We start from the raw sequence: 19,820 nt of genomic DNA on the forward strand, positions 1-19,820 counted from the left end.
CCACGGGTGGACACACCGGATCCGCCCCGGGTCCGATGATGTGAACCGGTCAGACCTCGATACTGAATGCGACAACCGACAGAACCGCGCCACCCGAACGAGGAGTACGGCGATGATCGAGGCAAAGGGCCTCACCAAGCGATACGGCGCAACCGTTGCCGTTGACAACCTGTCTTTCGAGGTGAAACCCGGCAAGGTGACCGGCTTCCTCGGCCCGAACGGGGCCGGCAAGTCGACCACCATGCGGATGATCCTCGGCCTGGACACCCCCACCGCCGGCGAGGTCACCATCGACGGCCAGCGCTACCGCGACCTGCACCGCCCGCTGACCAAGGTCGGCGCGCTGCTGGACGCGAAGTGGGTGCACCCGAACCGGTCCGCCCGGTCCCACCTGGCCTGGATGGCCGCGTCCAACAAGCTGCCGAAGGACTCCGTCGACAAGGTGCTGGAGATGGTCGGCCTCACCACGGTCGCGAACAAGCGGGCCGGCGCCTACTCGCTGGGTATGTCGCAGCGCCTCGGCATCGCCGGCGCCCTGCTCGGCGACCCGGAGGTGCTGCTCTTCGACGAGCCGGTCAACGGCCTCGACCCGGAGGGCATCGTCTGGATCCGTACCTTCATGCACCGGCTGGCCGACGAGGGCAAGACCGTGCTGGTGTCCAGCCACCTGCTGTCCGAGATGGCGCTCACCGCCGAGGAACTGATCGTCATCGGCCGCGGCAAGCTGATCGCCCAGAGCAGCACCCAGGAGTTCGTCGACCGCGCCAGCGGTACGACGGTCAAGGTGCGGACCCCGCAGCTCGACCAGCTGGCCGGCGTCCTGCACGAGCAGCAACTGGTCACCCGGATCGAGGACATCGAGGACCAGGGCAAGGTCCTGTTCGTCGAGGGCGACCTGACCACCGACCAGGTCGGTGAGGCGGCCGCCGCGCACGGCATCGTGCTGCACGAGCTGACCCTGCAGCGCGGCTCGCTGGAGCAGGCCTTCATGCAGATGACCGGTGACTCGGTCGAGTACCACGCGCACGACGAGGTCGCCGCGGTGACCCAGCTGGACGCGCCCACCGCCGCCGAGGTGGCCGCGGGTCCGAAGGAGGACAACTGACATGTCGGTGATCACTGTCGAGCGGATCAAGCTCTTCTCCACCCGCTCACCGTGGTGGTGCATGGTCATCGCGGCCTTCCTGACCGTCGGGTTCGCGGCGCTGACGACCGGATTCCTCAAGGGGGCCGAGGAGCAGCGGGCGACGATCTTCATCACCCAGCCGGGCGCCCAGCTCAGCCAGATGGTGATGATGGTGATGGCCGCGCTGGCCGTCACCACGGAGTACCGGTTCGGCACCATCCGGACCAGCTTCCAGGCCGTTCCGCAGCGCGCCGCGCTGTTGCTCGGCAAGACCGCGGTGGTCGCGTTCCTGGCCGCCGTCGTCGGCCTGGTCGCGTCGTTCGGCGCCTGGGGCGTCGGCAGCCTGTTCGCGAGCAACGCCGACCTGTCGATCAACACCGGTGCCGAGTGGCGCCTGCTGGCCGGCCAGGGTCTGGTCTTCGCGATCTCCGCGGTGATCGCGGTGGCGGTCGGCATCCTGATCCGGCAGAGCGCCGGTGCGATCGCGATCCTGATCCTCTGGCCGCTGCTGGTCGAGAACCTGGTCAACCTGATCCCCAAGGTCGGCGACGACCTGGCGCGGTGGGCGCCGTTCGCGAACGGCAGCTCGTTCCTGAACCAGGGCCAGGACTTCGGTCTGGCCGGGGACGGTGCGGGCGGCAGCAACTTCGCGCTCAGCCCCTGGTGGGCCCTGCTGTACTTCGCCGGCTGGGCGGCCGCGCTGATGGCCATCGCCCTGTTCTCGGCGAGCAAGCGGGACGCCTGACACAACTGAAGACCACCCCGGCCGAGTTGAGGGGCCCGGCCGGGGCGCGGAGCCCGGCCGGGCTGAGGGGTCCTGGTCGCTATGGCCCGTGGAACATCTGGGAGACCGGATGTCCCACGGGCAGTCTCCGTTGTCGGCTGTCAGGGGTGGCGGGGTGGACTGGAGAGCGTCTAGCGTGCCGCGCATGACCGACTGGGCGCGGGTGCGCGATGACGGGTACGTGGTTCCGGGAGATCGTCCGGTGGACGAGCTGGCCGCGGAGCTGACCGGGATGCTGCGCTCCCTGGATCCGGTGGTGCGGGACCGGCAGGCGTACGCGATCCTGGCCACCTGGATCGGCCGTGGGGTGTTCTCGGACCACCAGTTGCGTGCCCTAGGCGACGAAATGGTTCCGAGGTTCGGCGACAGCGAGGTCCAGGTGCGGACATTCGCTCCGCTGATCCTGGACGCGATCGTCTCCGCCGGTGTCTTCGAGGCGAGCTGGGTGCCGCCGTTCGAACGCTGGTACGTCGCCGAGGAGGATCTGCGCGGGTACGACGCCAAGCTCGGCTGGCTGCACGCGGTCGCGCACGGCGCCGACCTGCTCGGGACGCTGGGACTGCACCCCGCGGTCGAGCCGGTCCAGATGCTCCGCCTCGGCATCGGCCGCCTGCTCACGCCGACCGGATACGTTCTGCGGGACATGGAGGACGATCGCCTCGGGTACGCCATGGCGGCCACGCTCACCCGTGACGAACTCACCGACGCCGACGCCACCGAATGGCTCGACCCGGCGCTGCGCGCTTTCTCGAACCCACCCGCGGAGGGGATCGCGCCGGAGGTCACCAACACGATCCGGACGCTTCGAGCGCTCTACGTTCTCGTGGACCACGGCGTCCGGGTGCCCGCCGGCGCGGGGATGCTCACGCCCGTTCCCCACCGTGAGGCCGTGAAAGCCAAGATCACCGACGTCATCCGGGTGGTTACGCCGTACTACCTGTGAGATCGGGCTTCCCGGACCGGGCTGCGGGTAAGGCTACCCTGAATTCATGGGATGCACGGTTCGTTGTTCATCGCAGCAGACCCCGGGTGGGCGGCGCATCCTACTTTCGGCTGGGATTTCCCTGAACAGCCCCTGAGGAACGGCGCGTCGCAGGCCCGGGCGAGGTACAGGTGGATACCGGTGGAAGCATGGATCCCGACTGTGACAAGGTCTGTGCTGGCACGACCGTGGACCCCTCCCATGGTGGTGCCAACGCCACTACCCGAGTAGTGCCAACACCATCAGATCTGGTCCCTGGCGACGCTAGCTTTTAGGTGACAAAAGCCGTTGGGGGCAAGCGGTTCAGAGAGGGCGCGTGGAAGTCATGGTTGCGACATACCTGAAGAGATGGGTCGGCAACCGCATTCTCAGTAGGACCACCCGAAAGGGTGGTCTCGACCTGTCGAAGATGCGGATGATCCCGAGCTCGGTCTCGATGCCGCTGCGCCGTACGGGCGTCGACCCGGTGCCGGCGCTGGCCGAGGTGCGCGAGACGGAGCCGGTGCACAAGCTGGCCCACCTGTTCGGGCTGAACGTCTGGGTGGTGAGCGGCCACGCCGAGGCGAAGGCCGTGCTCGCCGACACCGCGAACTTCAGCAACGACATCCGGCCGCTGGTCGGCTCGGACCCGAACAAGCCGTCGGAGGGGATCGGCGGCCTCGGGTTCACGGACCCGCCGGACCACACGCGTCTGCGCAAGCTGCTGACGCCCGAGTTCACCAAGCGCCGGCTGGCCCGGCTCGAGCCGGCGATCGAGAAGATCGTCAACGACCAGCTGGACCTGATGGAGGCCAAGGGACCGGTCGCCGACATCGTTTCCGACTTCGCATTCAATGTGCCGTTCCTGTTGATCGCCGACCTGCTCGGAGTGGAGGAGTCCGACCGCGATCGGTTCCGCGCGCTCGGACCGGCCCGGTTCGACCTGTCCGGTGGTGGAATCGGGGTGTTCGGGTCGGCTTCGGAGTCGCGGGACTTCCTGTTCGAGATCGTGCGCAAGCAGCGGGCCAACCCCGGCGACGGGCTGATCGGGTCGATCATCCGCGAGCAGGGTGACGACATCGACGACATCGAGCTCGGTGGGCTCGCGGACGGAGTCTTCCTCGGCGGGTACGAGACGTCGGCGAGCATGCTCGCGCTCGGCACGCTGGTGCTGCTGCGCGACCCGGAGAACTTCGAACGGATCCGGAACGAGCCCGGCGCGGTCGACGGGATCGTCGAGGAGCTGCTGCGCTACCTGACCGTCGTACAGGTCGCGTTCCCGCGGTTCGCGCGGCACGACCAGGAGCTGTTCGGGCAGCAGGTGAAGAAGGGCGACCTGGTCGCGGTGTCGCTGTCCGGCGCAGACCGGGACAAGCAGGTCTTCGGTGACAACGCCGAGGACTTCTGGCCGCGCCGTACGGTGTCCTCCGCACACCTCGCCTTCGGCCACGGCATGCACCGCTGCGTCGGCGCCGAACTCGCCCGGATGGAGCTGCGTGCCGCTTTCACGGCGCTGGCCCATCGCTTCCCGGATCTGGCGCTGGCCGTCCCCGAGGAGCAGCTTCGCTTCCGCGACTTCTCCATCGTGTACGGGGTCGAAACGCTTCCCGTCCAACTCCACGCCGCCAACACCCAGCAGGCCGCGGGGTAGTACTTCACGTCCCAACACAGCCGCCGCGAAACGGACACCGCTTCGCGGCGGCTGTGCTTTTGGCCGCCTGCGGCGGGGGCGCGGATCGTTGTCCGGGTGCAGGTGCTCCGCGAGTTGACCGGGGGTGAGCTGGCGATGGGTCGCCGCCTACGCGGCGTGCGGAAGAAGGATGGCGCTTGGCGCCGGCTGTCCTGCACAAAAGGACGCCGCTTCGCGGCGGCTGTCTTGTCGGCGCCTGCGGCGGCAGGCGCGCGGACCGGCGTTCCGGGTGCAGGTGCTCCGCGAGTTGGCCGTGGTGAGTTGGTGATGGATCGCTGCACGGCGACCCGGAGCGCGTAGGCAGGCGGCGCCGCGCGGCGGCTGTCACGCCGGGCGCCAAGGACACCGCTTCGCGGCGGCTGTCTGTTGGCCGCCTTCGGCGGCGGGCGCTGATCGAGTCCAGGAAGCATGTGCTCGGCGAGTCAGCCCGTGGAGCGCTGGGGTTGGAGAGACTCAGCTGTTGTCGCCGAGGGATTGAGGGAGTCATGGATTCGGTAGGAGTTGGTGGGGACTCGGTCGCGCGGTATGCGGCGGGGTTGCCTCGGAAGCGGATGGCGGCGGGGGTGTTGTTTCGGTCTGCGGACGACCGGGTGCTGTTGGTTGAGCCGTCGTACAAGCCGAACTGGGAGATCCCGGGTGGGGCGGTCGAGGCGGACGAGGCTCCTTGGGCCGGGGCGGTGCGTGAGCTTGCGGAGGAGCTTGGGGTGAGCCGGCCGCTGGGGCGGCTGCTGGTTGTGGATTACGTGCGTACGCAGGAGGTCCGGCCGGAGGGGATGGTGTTCGTCTTCGACGGCGGGCGTCTCACCGAGGCTGAGGTCGGCGCCTTGACGTTCCCGGACGGGGAGATTCTGTCGGCGGGGTTCTACACGGTCGACGAGGCGCGGGTGTTGGTGAAGCCGTTGCTTGCCGATCGTCTCGTGGTGGCGCTCGAGGCTGTTCGGGATGGGACGACGGCGTTGTGTGAGTACGGCCTGCGGGTCGGCTAGGCGGCGGTGCGGTAGATGGCGCAACCCCGGCCCTCGAGGGTGTGGAGCCAGTCAGGGGTGGCTGGGAGGTTTAGCCAGCGGAGGTCGAGTTTTTCTAGGGCGGGGAAGGCGTCTGGGGGTAGGTCGGGTAGGTGGGTCAGGCGGTTGGCTCGGAGGTCTAGGTGGCGTAGGTGGGGGAGCTGGCTGAGGTGGGTGGGGAAGTCAGCTAGGGCGTTGGCGCGGAGGCTTAGGCCTCGGAGCTCGGTCAGGTGGTCGAAGGTGGTGGGGAGGTGCTCGATCGCGTTGTGGTCGAGGTGGAGCTCGCGGAGTGCGGCGAGGTTGCCGTAGGAGTCGGGGAGCTGGGTGAGGTGGTTGTTGTAGAGGCGGAGCTCGATGAGGTTTGTTAGGCGGCCCAGGGACTCGGGGACTGACTTGAGGGCGTTGTCGGTGGCGCCTAGGTAGCGGAGGGCGGTCAGGGTGCCGAGGGATGGGGGGAGCTCGGTGAGGGCTAGGTCGCTGACGTAGAGGAACTCGAGGTGCTGGAGGCGGCTGAGGTCGGGGATCGACTGCAGGGGCTGGTGGCTGAGGTCGAGGATCCGCAGATCGGTGAACTCGCCGAGCCATGGGGGCAGGGTCGTGAGGTGGTTCTCGTGGAGGTAGAGCTCGTCGACGTCGGTGTGCCGGCGGAGAGTTTCGTCCAGTGCTTGCAGGCCGGAGGCGCCGAGGTTCAGCGTTGGCATCGGATCATCCTAGGGAGGGCTCGCCTCAACTCGCCGACAGCGGTTCCGCTCGGCGCCTGGATGAGGTTTGAGTCGGCTCGCGATCCGGGGGCGGGTAGCCCGCAGCTGAAGGTCGGGTGGTTGGGAGCGGCGGCGTAGCGGCGCGTGGGGAGGAGCTTCATACGGAACTGATGGTTCTTTTTAGTGACGTGTTTGTGGCACTAGGTGGTCGGTGGCCGGTTCGGGTCGTGACAGGAGTGGGGGTGGGTGGTCACAATGGGCGGTCCGGCCCGAGGTGCGGGTGGGGAGACAGGAAGGCCGCCGGCGGGGTTATGGGTAGTGGCGAGATGGCGACGGGTGATCCGCTGACCGCCCGGATCGCCGCCGCGATGACATCGGCCCAGTCGGGTGGGCATGCGATCGCGGCAGCCGAGATCGAGGTGATCCGGGCCGAGCTCGGTGGTGTGCCGAGCTACCAGCTCGCGGCCGCCGAGTACGTGCGCGGGGTCACGGCGCATCACGCGAGTGACGCGGACGAGGCGCTGCGGGCGGTCGACGACTGCGTCGCGGTGGCGAAGGCGATCGACGAGCCGGGCTGGGAAGCGAACGCCCTGCCGATCCGGATCATCAACCTGGCCCGCAGCGGTCGCGGCGGCGACACCGTCAACGACCTGGTCACGGCCGAGCACGCGCTGAGCCGGACCAAGGACGCGGGGCTGACCGCGTGGGCACACACCGGGCTCGGCTACGCGTACGACGTCCTGCGACTTTTCGAACTGTGCATTCCGCATTACGAGCGGGCCACCGGGCTCGACGCGGACGTGTTCGAGCTGGCCGAGTCCCCGGCGATCGACCGGCTCAACCTGGCCGAGACCTACCTGCGCTGGTCCCACGAGCTCGAGCGGCTCGGCGATCCGTCGTACGGCCAGGAGATCCAGGAGCGGCTCGCGTCGGCGGCGTACTGGTCGCGGGAGGCGCAGCGGGTGATCGTCGACGACGAGAGCCAGGAGTTCTGGCGGCTGTCCGCCCAGCTGTGGCTCGCGGCGGCCGCCACCCACGCCGATCCGGCCGCGGCGGTCACCGAGCTGACCAAGTGCCGCGACGAGATCAGCAAGCTTGGTGAGACCGAGCGGCTCTCGATCGCCGGCGCCTACCTGGCCAGGGCGTTGCAGGCCGACGGCAAACCGGAGGCGGCCAGGGCGGCGGCGGATCGGGCCGCGGACGACCTGATTCCGTTGGCCGACCCATCGACCCATGTGCTGGTGCTGCAGACCCGGTCGGAGATCGCCGCGGCCGGCGGCGAGCCGGGAGCCCTGGCGGGCTTGGAGTACGCGCGCTCAGTGGCCCGGGGCTGGTGGAAGGAGCGGCAGCGGGCGCTGCACGCCGTACGGCATGCGCTTGCCACCCGCGACCTGTCCGCGCGGCACGACGCCGAGTGGCACGCGGCCCGGCAGGATCCGCTGACCGGCGTGGGGAATCGGCGCGCGCTGGACGAGCGGCTGACCGCGGCGCGGGACTCCGGCCGGGCGGTGACCTTGCTGGCCATCGACGTCGACGACCTCAAGCTGGTGAACGACACCTACGGGCACGCCTGCGGGGACGAATTGCTGCAGGTTGTGGCAAATCTCCTGGTAGAACAGGCGCGAGCGACCGATGCCGTGATTCGATCGGGGGGCGACGAGTTCTTCGTGGTGCTCGACCAGCCGGATGCCAAGGGTGGTGCGCAGCTGGCCGAGCGGATCCGGACCGCGGTCGCCGCGATCGCGGCCACGACCGGCAAGCCCTGGCTGGGGCGGCTCGGACTGAGCATCGGGTACGCCGCGACCGCGGAAGGCGTCGGTGTGGATCAGCTGGTCGCCACGGCGGACCGGCGCCTGTACGGCGACAAGCGCCGCAAGAGGTGAGGCCGCAAGGTTCGGGGCACGCAGGGGAGGTGTGGTGCGCAAGACGTCGGGGGTAACGACGCGGATCGCGGCAGCGATGACGCGAGCCCAGTCGGGCAGTCCGGCCGAGGCCGCGCTGGAGATCGGCGCGCTGCTGGCCGAGCTCGGGCCCGAGCCGAGCCACGAGCGGGCCGCGGCCGAGTACGTACGGGCCGTCGCCGCGCACCACGCCACCGACTCGGTCGAGGCGCTGGATGCCGTCGACGGCTGTATCCGCGTCGCCCGCGCGATCGACGAGCCGGGCTGGGAGGCGAACGCGATCGCGATCCGGATCGTCACGCTGATCCGCACCGGCGAGGGCGGTGACTCGGTCGCCGACCTGGTCGCCGCGGAGAACGCGCTCTCGCGGACCCGCGATCTCGGCCTGGCCGGATGGGCGCACACCGGCCTCGGCTACGCCTACGACCTGCTGCGGCTGTACGAGCTGTGCATCCCGCACTTCGAGCTCGCCGCCGAGGGCGACCACGACCCGCTCGGACTGGCCGAGGCGCCCGCGATCAACCGGCTCAACCTGGCCGAGTCCAACCTCCGCTGGGCGCACGAGCTCGAGCGCCTTGGTGACACGTCGTACGACGAGGAGATCCAGGAGCGGAGGCGGTCCGCGCACCGGTGGGCCGGTGAGGCGATCGAGGTGATCGTGCGTGCCGACCTGCTCGGGTACTGGCCGATCGCCGGGCGGATGTGGCTGGCGGCCAGCAACGACGTCGCCGAGGCCGCCGAGGCCGCGGTGATCCTCAAGGACTGCAGGGATCAGCTGGCCAAGCTGGGTGATCTCGAGCTGGCTGCGATCGCGGGGGCCTATCTCGCCAAGGCGTACGCCGCTATCGGCCGGATCGACGACGCCGTAGAGGCCGCGGCGCGGGCGGGGAGCGATCTGCCACCGACATCCGATCCGCCGGTGGAGGCACTGGTCCGCCATACGGCCGTGAAGGTCGTCGCGGAGTCGGGTGATGTCGGAGCGTTGACCGGGCTGCAGTATGCACGGGCCATCACCAGAGGCTGGTGGGCCGAGCGGTTGCGCGGTCTGTACGCCGTACGCAGCGCACTGGCCAACCACGAGCTGTCGATCCGGCACGACGCGGAGTGGCGCGCCGCACGGGAGGATCCGCTGACCGGCGTGGGCAATCGCCGCGCTCTGGACGAGCGGATGTCCGTCGCGCATGACGCCGGCCGGTCGGTGGCGGTGGTCGCGATCGACGTGGACAACCTCAAGGTGATCAACGACAGCTACGGGCATGCCTGCGGCGACGACGTACTCCGGCGGGTCGGTCACCTGCTGTCGGAGCAGTGCCGGGCCGAGGACGTGGTCGCGCGAGCCGGTGGGGACGAGTTCGTCGTCGTGCTGGACAAGCCGGACGAGCGTGGTGCGCGGGAGATGGTCGAGCGGATCAAGGCCGCCGCGGACCGGGAGGCGGCGCGGGCGGTGGAGCCGTGGTTCGCCTTGCTGCGGCTCAGCATCGGGCAGGCGAGCAGCACCGACGGTACGCCGGTGGCCGATTTGCTGACCGAGGCGGACCGGCGGATGTACGCCGAGAAGCGCCGGCGCCGGCGCAGTCAGTAGTCCAGAAAGCCTTCTACGACAAGGCGTCTGACCTCCGGGAGGTAGTCCCGGTATACATCCTGCACTGGACGATCGAGCAGATCAGCCAACGCGGCCAGGATCTGGCCGACGCTCAGATCGCCGTCACACGCACCGACGAATCCCGCGAGCACTGTGTCCGCTTGCTCGGCCCGGCGCATGCCGCGTTGCCTGCGCAGCACGATCGTCGCGGGGTCCTCGGCACCTGGCTGCCCACTGGTCTCCTGGACGACATCGTCCGCCAGGACCAGGTGCAGCCCGGTCAGATCCTCGGGCAGCCCTTCGACTCGCTCGAAACGCTGGAGCACATGCGGTCCGATGGGACGCTCGATCTCGTACGGCCACTCCTCGGCCTCGAGCGTGCCCTCCACGTTGTGCAAGGTGATCCAGCCCATGCCGATCGCCTCAACACCTTGCTCCTCCAGCCATCGCAGCCATGCGTCGTACCTGGCCGTGTATTCCGTCGACCCGTGCAGACCGGCGTCACGCAGCCACAGCTCGACGTACTCCGAGGGGTCGAGCTGCTCGCGCTGCACCGCCCACGCGGACCGATCGCCAGTCCAGCCGGCGATCCGGTCCTTCCAGTCCTCACCACGCACACAGGTCCAGTTGGCGAGTAGCTGGCACCAGCCACCCTCGGTCAAGTGGTACGGCGCCTGTCGCACCAGCTGCTCGACCACCGAGTCCCCGGCGAACCCGGTTTCGCGGTAGGTCAGCCCTTCCCCGGGCGGTGAGATCACGTACGGCGGGTTGCTCACGATCAGGTCGAATCGCTCGCCCTGGACCGGCTCGTACAGACTGCCCGCCCGGACGTCGAGGTCGATCCGGTTCAGCGCGGCCGTCCACCGGGCCAGCTGAAGTGCGCGCGGATTGACGTCGGTCGCCACCAACTGGTTGACCCGATCGGCCAGGTGCAGCGACTGGATCCCGCAGCCGGTGCCGATGTCGAGCGCCCGCTCGGCCTTGATCGGCACGGTCAGGTGGATGAGGCTCAGGCTGGCCGGAGCGATCCCGAGCACGTAGTCGGACCGCATGGCCTCCCGTCGTCCGTCCAGTCCGGGCGTCAGGTCGGCGATCACCCACCACTGCCGGTCGTCCTCCGCGAACGGCCGGACGTCCAGCACCGCGCGCGCCTGCCCCTGGCTGATCGCGACGATGCCAAGAGCAACCAAGTCAACGCCGGGAAACGCCTGTGTGACAAGGGATTCGGGTACGGCGCGTTGCAGCAGGAACAATCTGACCATCGTGTCGAGAGCATCACCTGACGAGGTGCGCCGGCCCGCGAGAGTCGTCTCGTTGCGAGCCAGCGCACCGTTCGCCTGGGGACCCAGCCGGTCGGCAACACCCTCGACCGTGTACCCGGCTGCCGTGAACGCCTGCCGCAGCGCGTCCACGTCGGTCCCCGTCAGTTCAGTCATGCAGCCATTATGGGTTGCAGCTCACCTTGGCCTCCGCCCAGTCGGCGTGATCGCTGGTGACACCGTCGCCGCCGTCGGTGACCTGGAGGGTGAGGGTCTGACCGCCGGCCACGTTCACCGAGACGTCCGCGGTCGGCGACGTACCGGTCAGCAGGTCGGAGGTGTACTTGGCGACGCCGTCGACCAGGACCTTGAAGCTCACCTTGCCGCGGTCCTCCATCTCGTCGTCCACCCCGACCTTGGCGGTGAAGGTGGTGCAGTTGCCACCCAGTCGCACGCTGACCGACGACGGCGCGTGCGTACCGAGACCCTTCGCGTACTGCGTCCCGTCGAGGGTGATCGCGGCACCGTCACCCGCGCCGTCCTCTCCGTTGCTGTGATCCCGTTCGACCGGACCCCAGCCGTTGGTCGAGTCGAGGAACTCCAGGTCACTGACCCACTTGTCACCTGTAGGTGCCGGTGGCAACGGTTTGTCCGCGATGGTGGCGGCGAAGAAGCCGAGTCCACCGCCCGGCAGCTTGATCGCCTTGACCGTCTTCCCCGGATCCAGTGGTACGGCGGTGTAGAAGACCCGGTAGTCGGTCGTGGTGTTGGCGAGCCCGGCCCGGGTGTAGCGGCCCTTGACCGACACCGCCAGTTTGGCGCCGCCGGTGGCCGGGTCCTGGCAGCACCAGTTCGGTAGCTGGAAGGTGCCCTCGGACTCGGTGCCGTCGGTGTAGATGATCGTCACCGTGCCCCGGGCGTTCAGGCTGGCACCCGCACCCAGCAGGGCGAGATGCGAACCGGTGCCGGAGACCAGGATCGGGGCCGGCTGGTTCTTCACCAGGTTGGGTGTTCCGGGCGCGCCCGTCGGCCAGGTGAACTGCGCGTCCTGGACGGTCACGGTCGCTCCGGGCGTGTATCCGGCCGTGGCGAGAGCCTCACCGTTGAAACTGTTGCCCGACCCGTCGAAGTTGCCCGCGGCGTACGTCGACGCGTCGGTGATGCCGACGACGGTCGCCGCCTGCGACAGCGAGGCGTACGGCAACTGTGCCGTGGCCGCCGCGCTGGTGGTGTAACTCTTGCCTTGGGCAACATAGCTGGCCTTGAGCTCCAGCGTGAAGCTTGCGGGTTTCACGTCGGCACCCGGCGTGACCTGCAGCTTGGTGCTGACGGTCTTGCCCGGAGCCACGCCGGCAAAGGTGCTCTGGCCGGAGACGCTCCAGCCGTCGGGGACAGCTAGGTCCAGACGCAGGTCGCGCATGGTGGTGGGGCTGTCGTTGCGGAAGGTGGCCGTCACCTCGGTGGCCTGTCCCGGTGCGTTCCACAGTGACGGGGTGGTGAGTTCGGGCGTGCCGAAGGTGTTCGCGACATCGGGTCCGCCGACGGACGAGGTGCCGGTCAGCCGGACGACCGCCGTGTGTGAGGTGGAGATCGGTGCGGTGTTGATCCGGACGACGCCGTTCTGGTAGGTCCAGCTGGCCTGGCGGCCGTCGACGGTGACCTCGCGGGGTGCGGTGCCGGTGTGGACCGTGAGCTCGTACGGGCGGGTCGCGGGCTTGCCGGCGTACGTACCGACGCTGGCACCGATCTTCACGGTCACGTCACCGCGGGACTGCGTCGGTGCGTCGACCGCGAAGGTCTGCTGGGCCGACGTGGTCGAGCGCGTGACGCGGTCGTCCTCGTAGAGCGTGAACGACGATTTGCCCTGCGGGTAGACGTCGACCGTGAGCCGGTCGCCGAAGCCTTGCTCGGCCGCGTTGTTGATTCCCGCCTTCCACATCGGCACGACCGCACCGGCCTTCACGAACAGCGGCAGGGTGTCGAGCGGCGCGCGGTAGCCGTTCACCGTGGTCGGGCCCTGGTAGACGCGGCCGGTCCAGTAGTCGACCCACTGGCCCTTGGGCAGGTAGATGCCGTTCTTCACCTCGTCGGCGCCCCACATCGGTGCGACCAGGAACTCCTTGCCGGCCAGGAACTCGTACTTGGTGGTGTCGTCCCAGGTCTTCGGGTCGTCCGGGTACTCCAGCACCAGCGAGCGGTTGAGCGGTGCTCCGGTCCGGTGCGCCTCGGCGGCGTACGTGTAGAAGTACGGGAGCAGGCGCTCGCGCAGCTTCAGGTACTTGCGGTTGATCGAGGTGTACGGATCGCCGTACGCCCACGGCTGCTTGTACGCCGGAGTGGACCAGCCGGACATGGTCATGAAGGCCGGGTTGAACACCTTCCACTGCATGTCCCGGACGTACGACGTGGCCGAGCCGCCGAAGATGCCGTCCACGTCGCCGGCGCTGTAGGCGATCCCGGAGTTGCCGGAGCCGGTGATGGCCGGGATCTGCCACTTGATCGCGTCCAGCGAGCCACTGTGGTCGCCGGTCCACTGCACCGCACACCGCTGGGCGCCGGCCCAGCCCTCCACCATCCAGGCGAAGCCGCGGGCGTTGCTGTACTGCTCGATGCCGTCGTGTGCCGTGTCGCAGGCACTCAGCGCGTAGCGGTAGCCCGGGCCGACCCAGGCGACGTCCAGCTTGCGGACCCGAACACCCGCGTCACCGACCTCGGCCGGCTGCCGGTCCAGCGAGGACTGCGTCCACAGACCCATCTGGATGTTGCGCTGCCGCAGTTCGTCACCGGTCTGCTTGAGGGCCGGGATGTCCCGCTTGCCCCACCAGGTGCCGTCGACCTGCTCGGAGTCGGTGGTGGCGGAGTAACCACAGCCGTAGTCGTCGTTGACGAGCATCCAGCCGCCGGGCATGTCCTCGTCCTGGAACTTCTGCGCGACCTTCACCGCGTCCAGCGTGGTCACCTTGTCCGGGTTGACCTTCCAGTCGTTGCTGGGGTCCGGGTCGGTGGCGTAGTGGCCGCGGTTGTAGCAGTCGGAGTCGCCGTACTCGAGTCCGTAGATCGGCGGCATGAACGGGCGGCCGGTCAGCTCGGTGTAGCGGTCCAGCGAGGTCTTGAGGTCGCCGACGAAGTAGTACGCGTCGAACCGCTTCTCGTCGTGCGTGGTGACCACGGGACTGGTGAAGCTGTAGCTGCCCGGGCTGAACGTGTTCCGGAGTACGCCGTACCCCGCGGTGCTCATGTAGTACGGCGAGGCGTTCGGGTTGCCGCCGTCCTCCCAGTTGAAGTCGCGGGAGATCTTGATGGTCTGGTCCCGGTGCGAGAACCGGCCGTTCTGCATGCCGCCGCCGAAGAACTGCTCGTTCGCGCCGCGGCCGAGCGTCTGTGTGGTGGAGGTGCCGGTCCAGGACAGCGGTGCGGTCTCGGCCCAGACCAGTTGGCCGTTCGCGCGGTAGAGCGAGAACTTCAGTGGCGACTTCTGCGCGCGGATCTCGACCTTGCCGGTCGTCAGCGAGTAGTAGGAGCCACGGTCCCGCCAGGACGTCTTCGGGGTGCCGTAGTCGGTCTTGGTGACGATGTTGGACGCCGGCGCGCCCGGATCGGTGGGCGGTGTGTTGGCCGGGTCGGTGAAGTTCCCGTCCGGCGCCAGCCAGAGCCGGAAGACGTCGTCCTTCAGGAAGACCACGCGCACCTTCGCCGCACCGGCGCTGAGGGTGTACGTCGCCTTGTCGGCGGAGAACCCGGTGACGTCACCGAGCGTGGTGCCGTCGGCCCGGGCCGGGGCGCCGGCAGCCACGAGAGCACCGGCGATCAAGGCTAGGGCGATTTCTGAACGTTTCATGCGGACAAAGATGCTCACGAGTGCCTCACTTCACGCATCTATGAACAAGATGCGGTCATTGAAGCGCAGAGTAGGCGGGTTGTCACCAGGTCGGCCGTCATGAAGTTGAGACGGAGTCGCCATCACGGGGTGAAGCGTGGCCGTGACGATGAGTCGCATGGCGAAGAGTCGGCCCACCAGCATCACCAGTCACACCGTCACCAGGCGCCGCCTGCTGACCACCGGGCTGGTGACGGGTCTCACGCTGGCTGTTCCCGGCGTTGCCCGCGCCGTCCCGTACGACCCGGACGACGACGACCCGGACTTCCACCCGGTGAGGTTCCGGTTGCCGGCGCCGAGTGGGCGCAAGGCGCTCGGGACGACCGCCATCCACCTGGTCGATCAGTCGCGGCCCGACCCGGCCATGCCCAGCGGTCGCCGGGAGCTGATGATCAGTCTCTGGTACCCGGCCTCCGTGGCCGGGGCCGCACCGGTCGCGAAGTACATGCCGGCCCGGACCGCGGTCGAGGTGGACGACGCCTGGACCGGTGAGTACGGGCTGGCGCTGCCGACCGGTTCCTTCGACTTCGCGAACACGCTGACGCACGCTCGCGTCGGCGTACCGATGCAGCCGATCCGGCACCCCGTCGTCCTGTTCTCGCCCGGCTATCAGTACAGCCGGTTCGTGAACACCGCGCAGGTCGAGGACCTGGCCAGTCGCGGGTACGTCGTGGTCACGATGGACCACACCCACGAGACGCCGGTCGAGTTTCCCGGCGGGCGGTTCCTGCCCGGCGTACCCGCCTCGCAGCTGCCCGATCCGGACTTCACGCGGCAGGCGGTCGAGACCCGGACCGCGGACGCGCGCTTCGTGCTGGACCAGCTCGAGCGGATCGCCGCAGGCGGGAATCCCGATGCCGAGGGCAACGACCTTCCGGACGGGGTGGGCGAGGGGCTGGACCTGCGGAAGGCCGGCATGTTCGGCTTCTCGCTCGGAGGCTACGCGACCGCGAACACGCTGCTCGAGGACGACCGGCTGTCGGCTGGTATAGACCTGGACGGCACCCTGCAGGACGACCTCGTGAAGGGGCCGCTCGGCGAGGTGGCACGCACGGGGCTGGACCAGCCCTTCCTGCTGTTCGGCTCGGGCGACACCCAGCGGACCGATCCGGACCAGGAGAACTATGACGCCTCGTGGGCCAGTTTCTGGGCCGCTCAGCGCGGCGGGAAGGTGAACCTGGGCCTGGCCGGCAGCAAGCAGAAGGCGTTCACCGACTACCAGTTCATCTTCGACCAGCTCTTCCGCGCGATCTACGGCGACGACCCGATCATCAGCTCGGTAATGAAGGCGCTCGTCGGCGGTGCGCGGCCGGACCGCAGCGTCTGGGCCCAGCGCGAGTACATCGCCGCCTTCTTCGACCAGACCCTGCGCCGCCGGCCGTCGCTGCTGCTGCGCGGAGACTCCCCGAAGTTCCCCGAGATCCGGTTCGCCCGCTGAGACGGCGTACTCTCGATAGCGATCCCCGGAGCCCGCAGTGGCGCCGGTGCGACGCGCGGTGACGATGGGTTGTTCGCCACTTTCTGAAACCCTGGGAGGCATACCCGGGGCGGGACCGGTTACCGTGCGTTGAAGAAACGCATGGAGAAATGCGTTGCCGTCGGCCGTACCCTGTCCTCGGACGGGGTCGGTCTGTGCTCGGGGGAACAGACGTCCGGTCACGGACGTTGTCGGCAGGACGAGCGTAAGGAGCGCAGTGGCAGGGGCAGCAGGGACGAAGACACCGGCAGGCAGCCGCCTGGTGATCGTCGAGTCGCCGAAGAAGGCGCGGATGATCGCCGGCTTCCTGGGGTCCGGGTACGTGGTGGAGTCCAGCTTCGGCCACATCCGCGACCTGCCGAGCGGGGCGGACGAGATCCCGGCGAAGTACAAAGGCCTGCCGTGGGCGCGGCTCGGCGTCAACGTCGAGGACCACTTCGACCCGCTGTACGTCGTCCCGGCCGACAAGCGGGCGCAGATCCGCAAGCTGAAGGACCTGCTCAAGGGCGCCGACGAACTCTTCCTGGCCACCGACGAGGACCGCGAGGGCGAGGCGATCGCCTGGCACCTGCTCGAGGAGCTCAAGCCGAAGGTCCCGGTCAAGCGGATGGTCTTCCACGAGATCACGCCGAAGGCGATCCAGGACGCGGTCGGCAACGCCCGCGACATCGACGAGTCCCTGGTCGACGCCCAGGAGGCGCGCCGGATCCTCGACCGGCTGTACGGCTACGAGGTCTCGCCGGTGCTGTGGAAGAAGGTCATGCCGAGGCTGTCGGCGGGCCGGGTGCAGTCGGTCGCGATCCGGATGGTGGTCGACCGCGAGCGGGAGCGGATCGCGTTCCGCAGCGCGTCGTACTGGGACCTGGACGCCACGCTCGACGCCGGCGAGAGCCGGACCCCGCGGCAGTTCCCCTCCCGCCTGGTCTCGGTGGACAGCAAGCGGGTGGCGCAGGGCCGCGACTTCAGCTCGATCGGTGAGCTGAAGGGCGCGAACACGGTCCACCTGAACGAGGCGACCGCGACCGCGCTGGCCGGCGCGCTGCGGGACTCGCAGTTCACCGTCCGGTCGATCGACTCCAAGCCGTACACCCGCAAGCCGTACGCGCCGTTCCGGACCACCACGCTGCAGCAGGAGGCCGGCCGCAAGCTCGGTATGTCGGCCTCGCAGACCATGCAGATCGCCCAGCGACTCTACGAGAACGGCAACATCACCTATATGCGAACCGACAGCGTCACGCTGTCGGACACCGCGATCACCGCGGCCCGGGCCCAGGTCCGCGAGCTGTACGGCGCGTCGTACCTGCCGGACAAGCCGCGGGTCTACACCTCCAAGGTGAAGAACGCGCAGGAGGCGCACGAGGCGATCCGGCCGGCCGGCGAGGTCTTCCAGACTCCGGCCCAGACCGGTCTGTCCGGTTCGGAGTACCGGCTCTACGAGCTGATCTGGATGCGCACGATCGCGTCCCAGATGAAGGACGCCGAGGGCCGCAGCGTCTCGATCAAGATCGACGCGACCGCCTCGACCGGTGAGCAGTGCGAGTTCACCTCGTCCGGCCGGGTGATCACGTTCCACGGCTTCCTCAAGGCGTACGTCGAGGGCGCGGACGACCCGTCCGCCGGGACCGACGACCAGGAGACCCGGCTGCCCGGCGTGGCCGAGGGCGACGTGCTGCCCGCGGTCGAGGTGGTCGCCTCCGGGCACGAGACCAAACCGCCGGCGCGCTACACCGAGGCGACGCTGATCCGGGAGATGGAAGAGCGGGAGATCGGCCGGCCGTCGACGTACGCGACGATCCTCGGCACGAACATGGCCCGCGGGTACATCTACAAGAAGGGCCAGGCGCTGGTGCCGGCCTGGCTGGCGTTCGCGGTGGTGCGGCTGCTGGAGGAGCACTTCACCCGGCTGGTCGACTACGCGTTCACCGCCACGATGGAGGACGTGCTCGACGAGGTCGCCGCCGGCGACCTGCAGCGGGAGGGCGTGCTGTCCCGGTTCTACTTCGGGGACGACAACCTCGAGGGCCTGCACTCGATGGTGAACGACCTGGGCGACATCGACGCCCGGGAGATGTCGACGTTCCCGGTCGGCGGTGACGACAGCGGCATCGTGCTCCGCGTCGGTCGCTACGGGCCGTACGTCGAGGACAAGGACGAGCGGCGCGCGAACGTGCCGGAGGACCTGCCGCCGGACGAGCTGACCGTCGACAAGGCCCACGAGTTGCTGGCCCAGCCGTCGGGTGTCGAGCACGACCTCGGTACGGCGCCGGACACCGGGCTCAAGGTGGTCGCGAAGGCCGGCCGGTTCGGGCCGTACGTGACCGAGGTGCTGCCGGAGGACGCGCCGAAGGGCGCCAAGCCGCGGACCGGGTCGCTGCTGAAGTCGATGGCGCTGGACAGCATCGGCCTCGACGACGCGATGAAGCTGCTGTCGCTGCCGCGGGTGGTCGGCAAGGACCCGGCGTCCGGCGAGGAGATCACCGCGCAGAACGGGCGCTACGGGCCGTACCTGAAGAAGGGCACGGACTCGCGGTCGCTGGCGACCGAGGAGCAGATGTTCGACATCACGCTCGAGGAAGCGCTCACGATCTACGCCGAGCCGAAGCAGCGTGGTCGCCGGGCGGCCGCGCCGCCGCTGAAGGAGCTGGGTGAGGACCCGGCGTCCGGCAAGCCGGTGGTGGTGAAGGAGGGCCGCTTCGGTCCGTACGTCACCGATGGCGAGACGAACGCGACGCTGCGCAAGGACGACTCGGTCGAGGACATCTCGCTGCTGCGCGCGGCCGAGCTGCTCGCCGACAAGCGGGCGCGTGGTCCGGTGAAGAAGACGGCCAAGAAGTCGCCGGCGAAGAAGACCACGGCCAAGAAGACCACGACCAAGAAGACGGCGGCCGCGAAGAAGACCGCGGCCAAGAAGACCACGGCCGCCAAGAAGACCGCCGCGAAGAAGACGGCGGCGAAGAAGTCCTGAGGGAGCTCACGTGACGAGTCCGGTCGAGGTCAGCGCGCAGCGGCTGCGGGAACGCGGCGAGCGGGTGACCCCGGCCCGGCTCGCCGTGGTCGAGGTGCTCGCGGGGACCGAGGAGCACCTGAGCGCCGAGCAGATCGGTGAGCGGGCCGAGCAGTTGCGGCCGGGCATCCACCGCGCCACCGTCTACCGGGCCCTGGACGCGCTCGGCGAGTTCGGCCTGGTCACCCATGTTCACCTCGGCCGCGCGGGGACGACGTACCACCTGGCCGGCGACCTCGCGCCGCGGCACCTGCACCTGCGCTGCTCCGAGTGCGGCCGGGTGTACGACGCGCCCGGCGACATCCTCGAGTCGGCCCGGAAGAAGGTCCAGCGCGAGCTCGGCTTCCACCTGGCCCCGGAGCAGGTCGCCCTCGTCGGCGTGTGCAAGGAGTGTCAGGGCTGACCCGTTCCGGTCACGCCTGTCCATATCTGTTGATCAGTGTGGATTTGTGCT

The 19,820-nt window shown here is 69.0% G+C and carries 13 protein-coding genes; 10 read left to right on the forward strand and 3 right to left on the reverse strand.

Features of this window, described 5'->3' with window-relative positions:
• The first annotated feature begins 112 nt into the window (after positions 1 to 112).
• From ACZ6O0_RS10015 to ACZ6O0_RS10035, 5 genes are all read left to right on the forward strand, one after another.
• Positions 113 to 1,105 (forward strand): ABC transporter ATP-binding protein, encoded by a 993-nt coding sequence (locus tag ACZ6O0_RS10015; protein WP_465764483.1) that lies wholly within the window; start codon positions 113 to 115, stop codon positions 1,103 to 1,105.
• Position 1,106: 1 nt separating this feature from the next.
• Positions 1,107 to 1,871 (forward strand): ABC transporter permease, encoded by a 765-nt coding sequence (locus tag ACZ6O0_RS10020; RefSeq protein ID WP_465764484.1) that lies wholly within the window; start codon positions 1,107 to 1,109, stop codon positions 1,869 to 1,871.
• A 184-nt stretch (positions 1,872 to 2,055) separates the two neighbouring features.
• On the forward strand, positions 2,056 to 2,853 hold the full coding sequence (locus tag ACZ6O0_RS10025) for a DUF2785 domain-containing protein (protein ID WP_465764485.1): 798 nt from the start codon (positions 2,056 to 2,058) through the stop codon (positions 2,851 to 2,853).
• Between the two features lie 364 nt (positions 2,854 to 3,217).
• Positions 3,218 to 4,522, forward strand: coding sequence for a cytochrome P450 (locus ACZ6O0_RS10030; protein WP_465765578.1), 1,305 nt, complete (start codon positions 3,218 to 3,220; stop codon positions 4,520 to 4,522).
• A 590-nt stretch (positions 4,523 to 5,112) separates the two neighbouring features.
• Complete coding sequence (locus ACZ6O0_RS10035; protein WP_465765579.1) at positions 5,113 to 5,547, forward strand: NUDIX domain-containing protein; 435 nt, start codon at positions 5,113 to 5,115, stop codon at positions 5,545 to 5,547.
• On the opposite strand, the gene ACZ6O0_RS10040 is transcribed toward ACZ6O0_RS10035, so the two are convergent.
• A complete protein-coding gene (locus ACZ6O0_RS10040) occupies positions 5,544 to 6,266 on the reverse strand; it encodes a leucine-rich repeat domain-containing protein (RefSeq protein WP_465764486.1) in 723 nt (240 codons plus the stop codon). The two genes, ACZ6O0_RS10035 and ACZ6O0_RS10040, sit on opposite strands and share 4 nt — an antisense overlap.
• 326 nt (positions 6,267 to 6,592) lie before the next feature.
• Here ACZ6O0_RS10040 and ACZ6O0_RS10045 point away from each other — a divergent pair, with 326 nt between their 5' ends.
• Together ACZ6O0_RS10045 and ACZ6O0_RS10050 are read left to right on the forward strand one after the other, a co-directional pair.
• Positions 6,593 to 8,149 carry a GGDEF domain-containing protein gene (locus tag ACZ6O0_RS10045; protein WP_465764487.1) on the forward strand — a complete coding sequence of 519 codons (1,557 nt, stop codon included), beginning with the start codon at positions 6,593 to 6,595 and terminating at the stop codon, positions 8,147 to 8,149.
• Between the two features lie 34 nt (positions 8,150 to 8,183).
• Complete coding sequence (locus ACZ6O0_RS10050; RefSeq protein WP_465764488.1) at positions 8,184 to 9,749, forward strand: GGDEF domain-containing protein; 1,566 nt, start codon at positions 8,184 to 8,186, stop codon at positions 9,747 to 9,749.
• Here ACZ6O0_RS10050 and ACZ6O0_RS10055 read toward each other — a convergent pair.
• Together ACZ6O0_RS10055 and ACZ6O0_RS10060 are read right to left on the reverse strand one after the other, a co-directional pair.
• Positions 9,743 to 11,185, reverse strand: coding sequence for a DUF7059 domain-containing protein (locus ACZ6O0_RS10055; RefSeq protein WP_465764489.1), 1,443 nt, complete (start codon positions 11,183 to 11,185; stop codon positions 9,743 to 9,745). The two genes, ACZ6O0_RS10050 and ACZ6O0_RS10055, sit on opposite strands and share 7 nt — an antisense overlap.
• 7 nt (positions 11,186 to 11,192) lie before the next feature.
• Positions 11,193 to 14,846 (reverse strand): NPCBM/NEW2 domain-containing protein, encoded by a 3,654-nt coding sequence (locus ACZ6O0_RS10060; protein WP_465764490.1) that lies wholly within the window; start codon positions 14,844 to 14,846, stop codon positions 11,193 to 11,195.
• A 157-nt stretch (positions 14,847 to 15,003) separates the two neighbouring features.
• Here ACZ6O0_RS10060 and ACZ6O0_RS10065 point away from each other — a divergent pair, with 157 nt between their 5' ends.
• From ACZ6O0_RS10065 to ACZ6O0_RS10075, 3 genes are all read left to right on the forward strand, one after another.
• On the forward strand, positions 15,004 to 16,323 hold the full coding sequence (locus ACZ6O0_RS10065; RefSeq protein ID WP_465764491.1) for an alpha/beta hydrolase: 1,320 nt from the start codon (positions 15,004 to 15,006) through the stop codon (positions 16,321 to 16,323).
• Between the two features lie 256 nt (positions 16,324 to 16,579).
• Positions 16,580 to 19,327: a type I DNA topoisomerase gene (topA, locus tag ACZ6O0_RS10070; RefSeq protein WP_465764492.1), complete on the forward strand. Its 2,748-nt coding sequence runs from the start codon at positions 16,580 to 16,582 to the stop codon at positions 19,325 to 19,327.
• Positions 19,328 to 19,337: 10 nt separating this feature from the next.
• Positions 19,338 to 19,769, forward strand: a complete 432-nt coding sequence (locus ACZ6O0_RS10075; RefSeq protein WP_465764493.1) for a Fur family transcriptional regulator — start codon at positions 19,338 to 19,340, stop codon at positions 19,767 to 19,769.
• The last annotated feature ends 51 nt before the right edge of the window (positions 19,770 to 19,820 follow it).

This window comes from Kribbella sp. NPDC048837 (assembly GCF_055586945.1).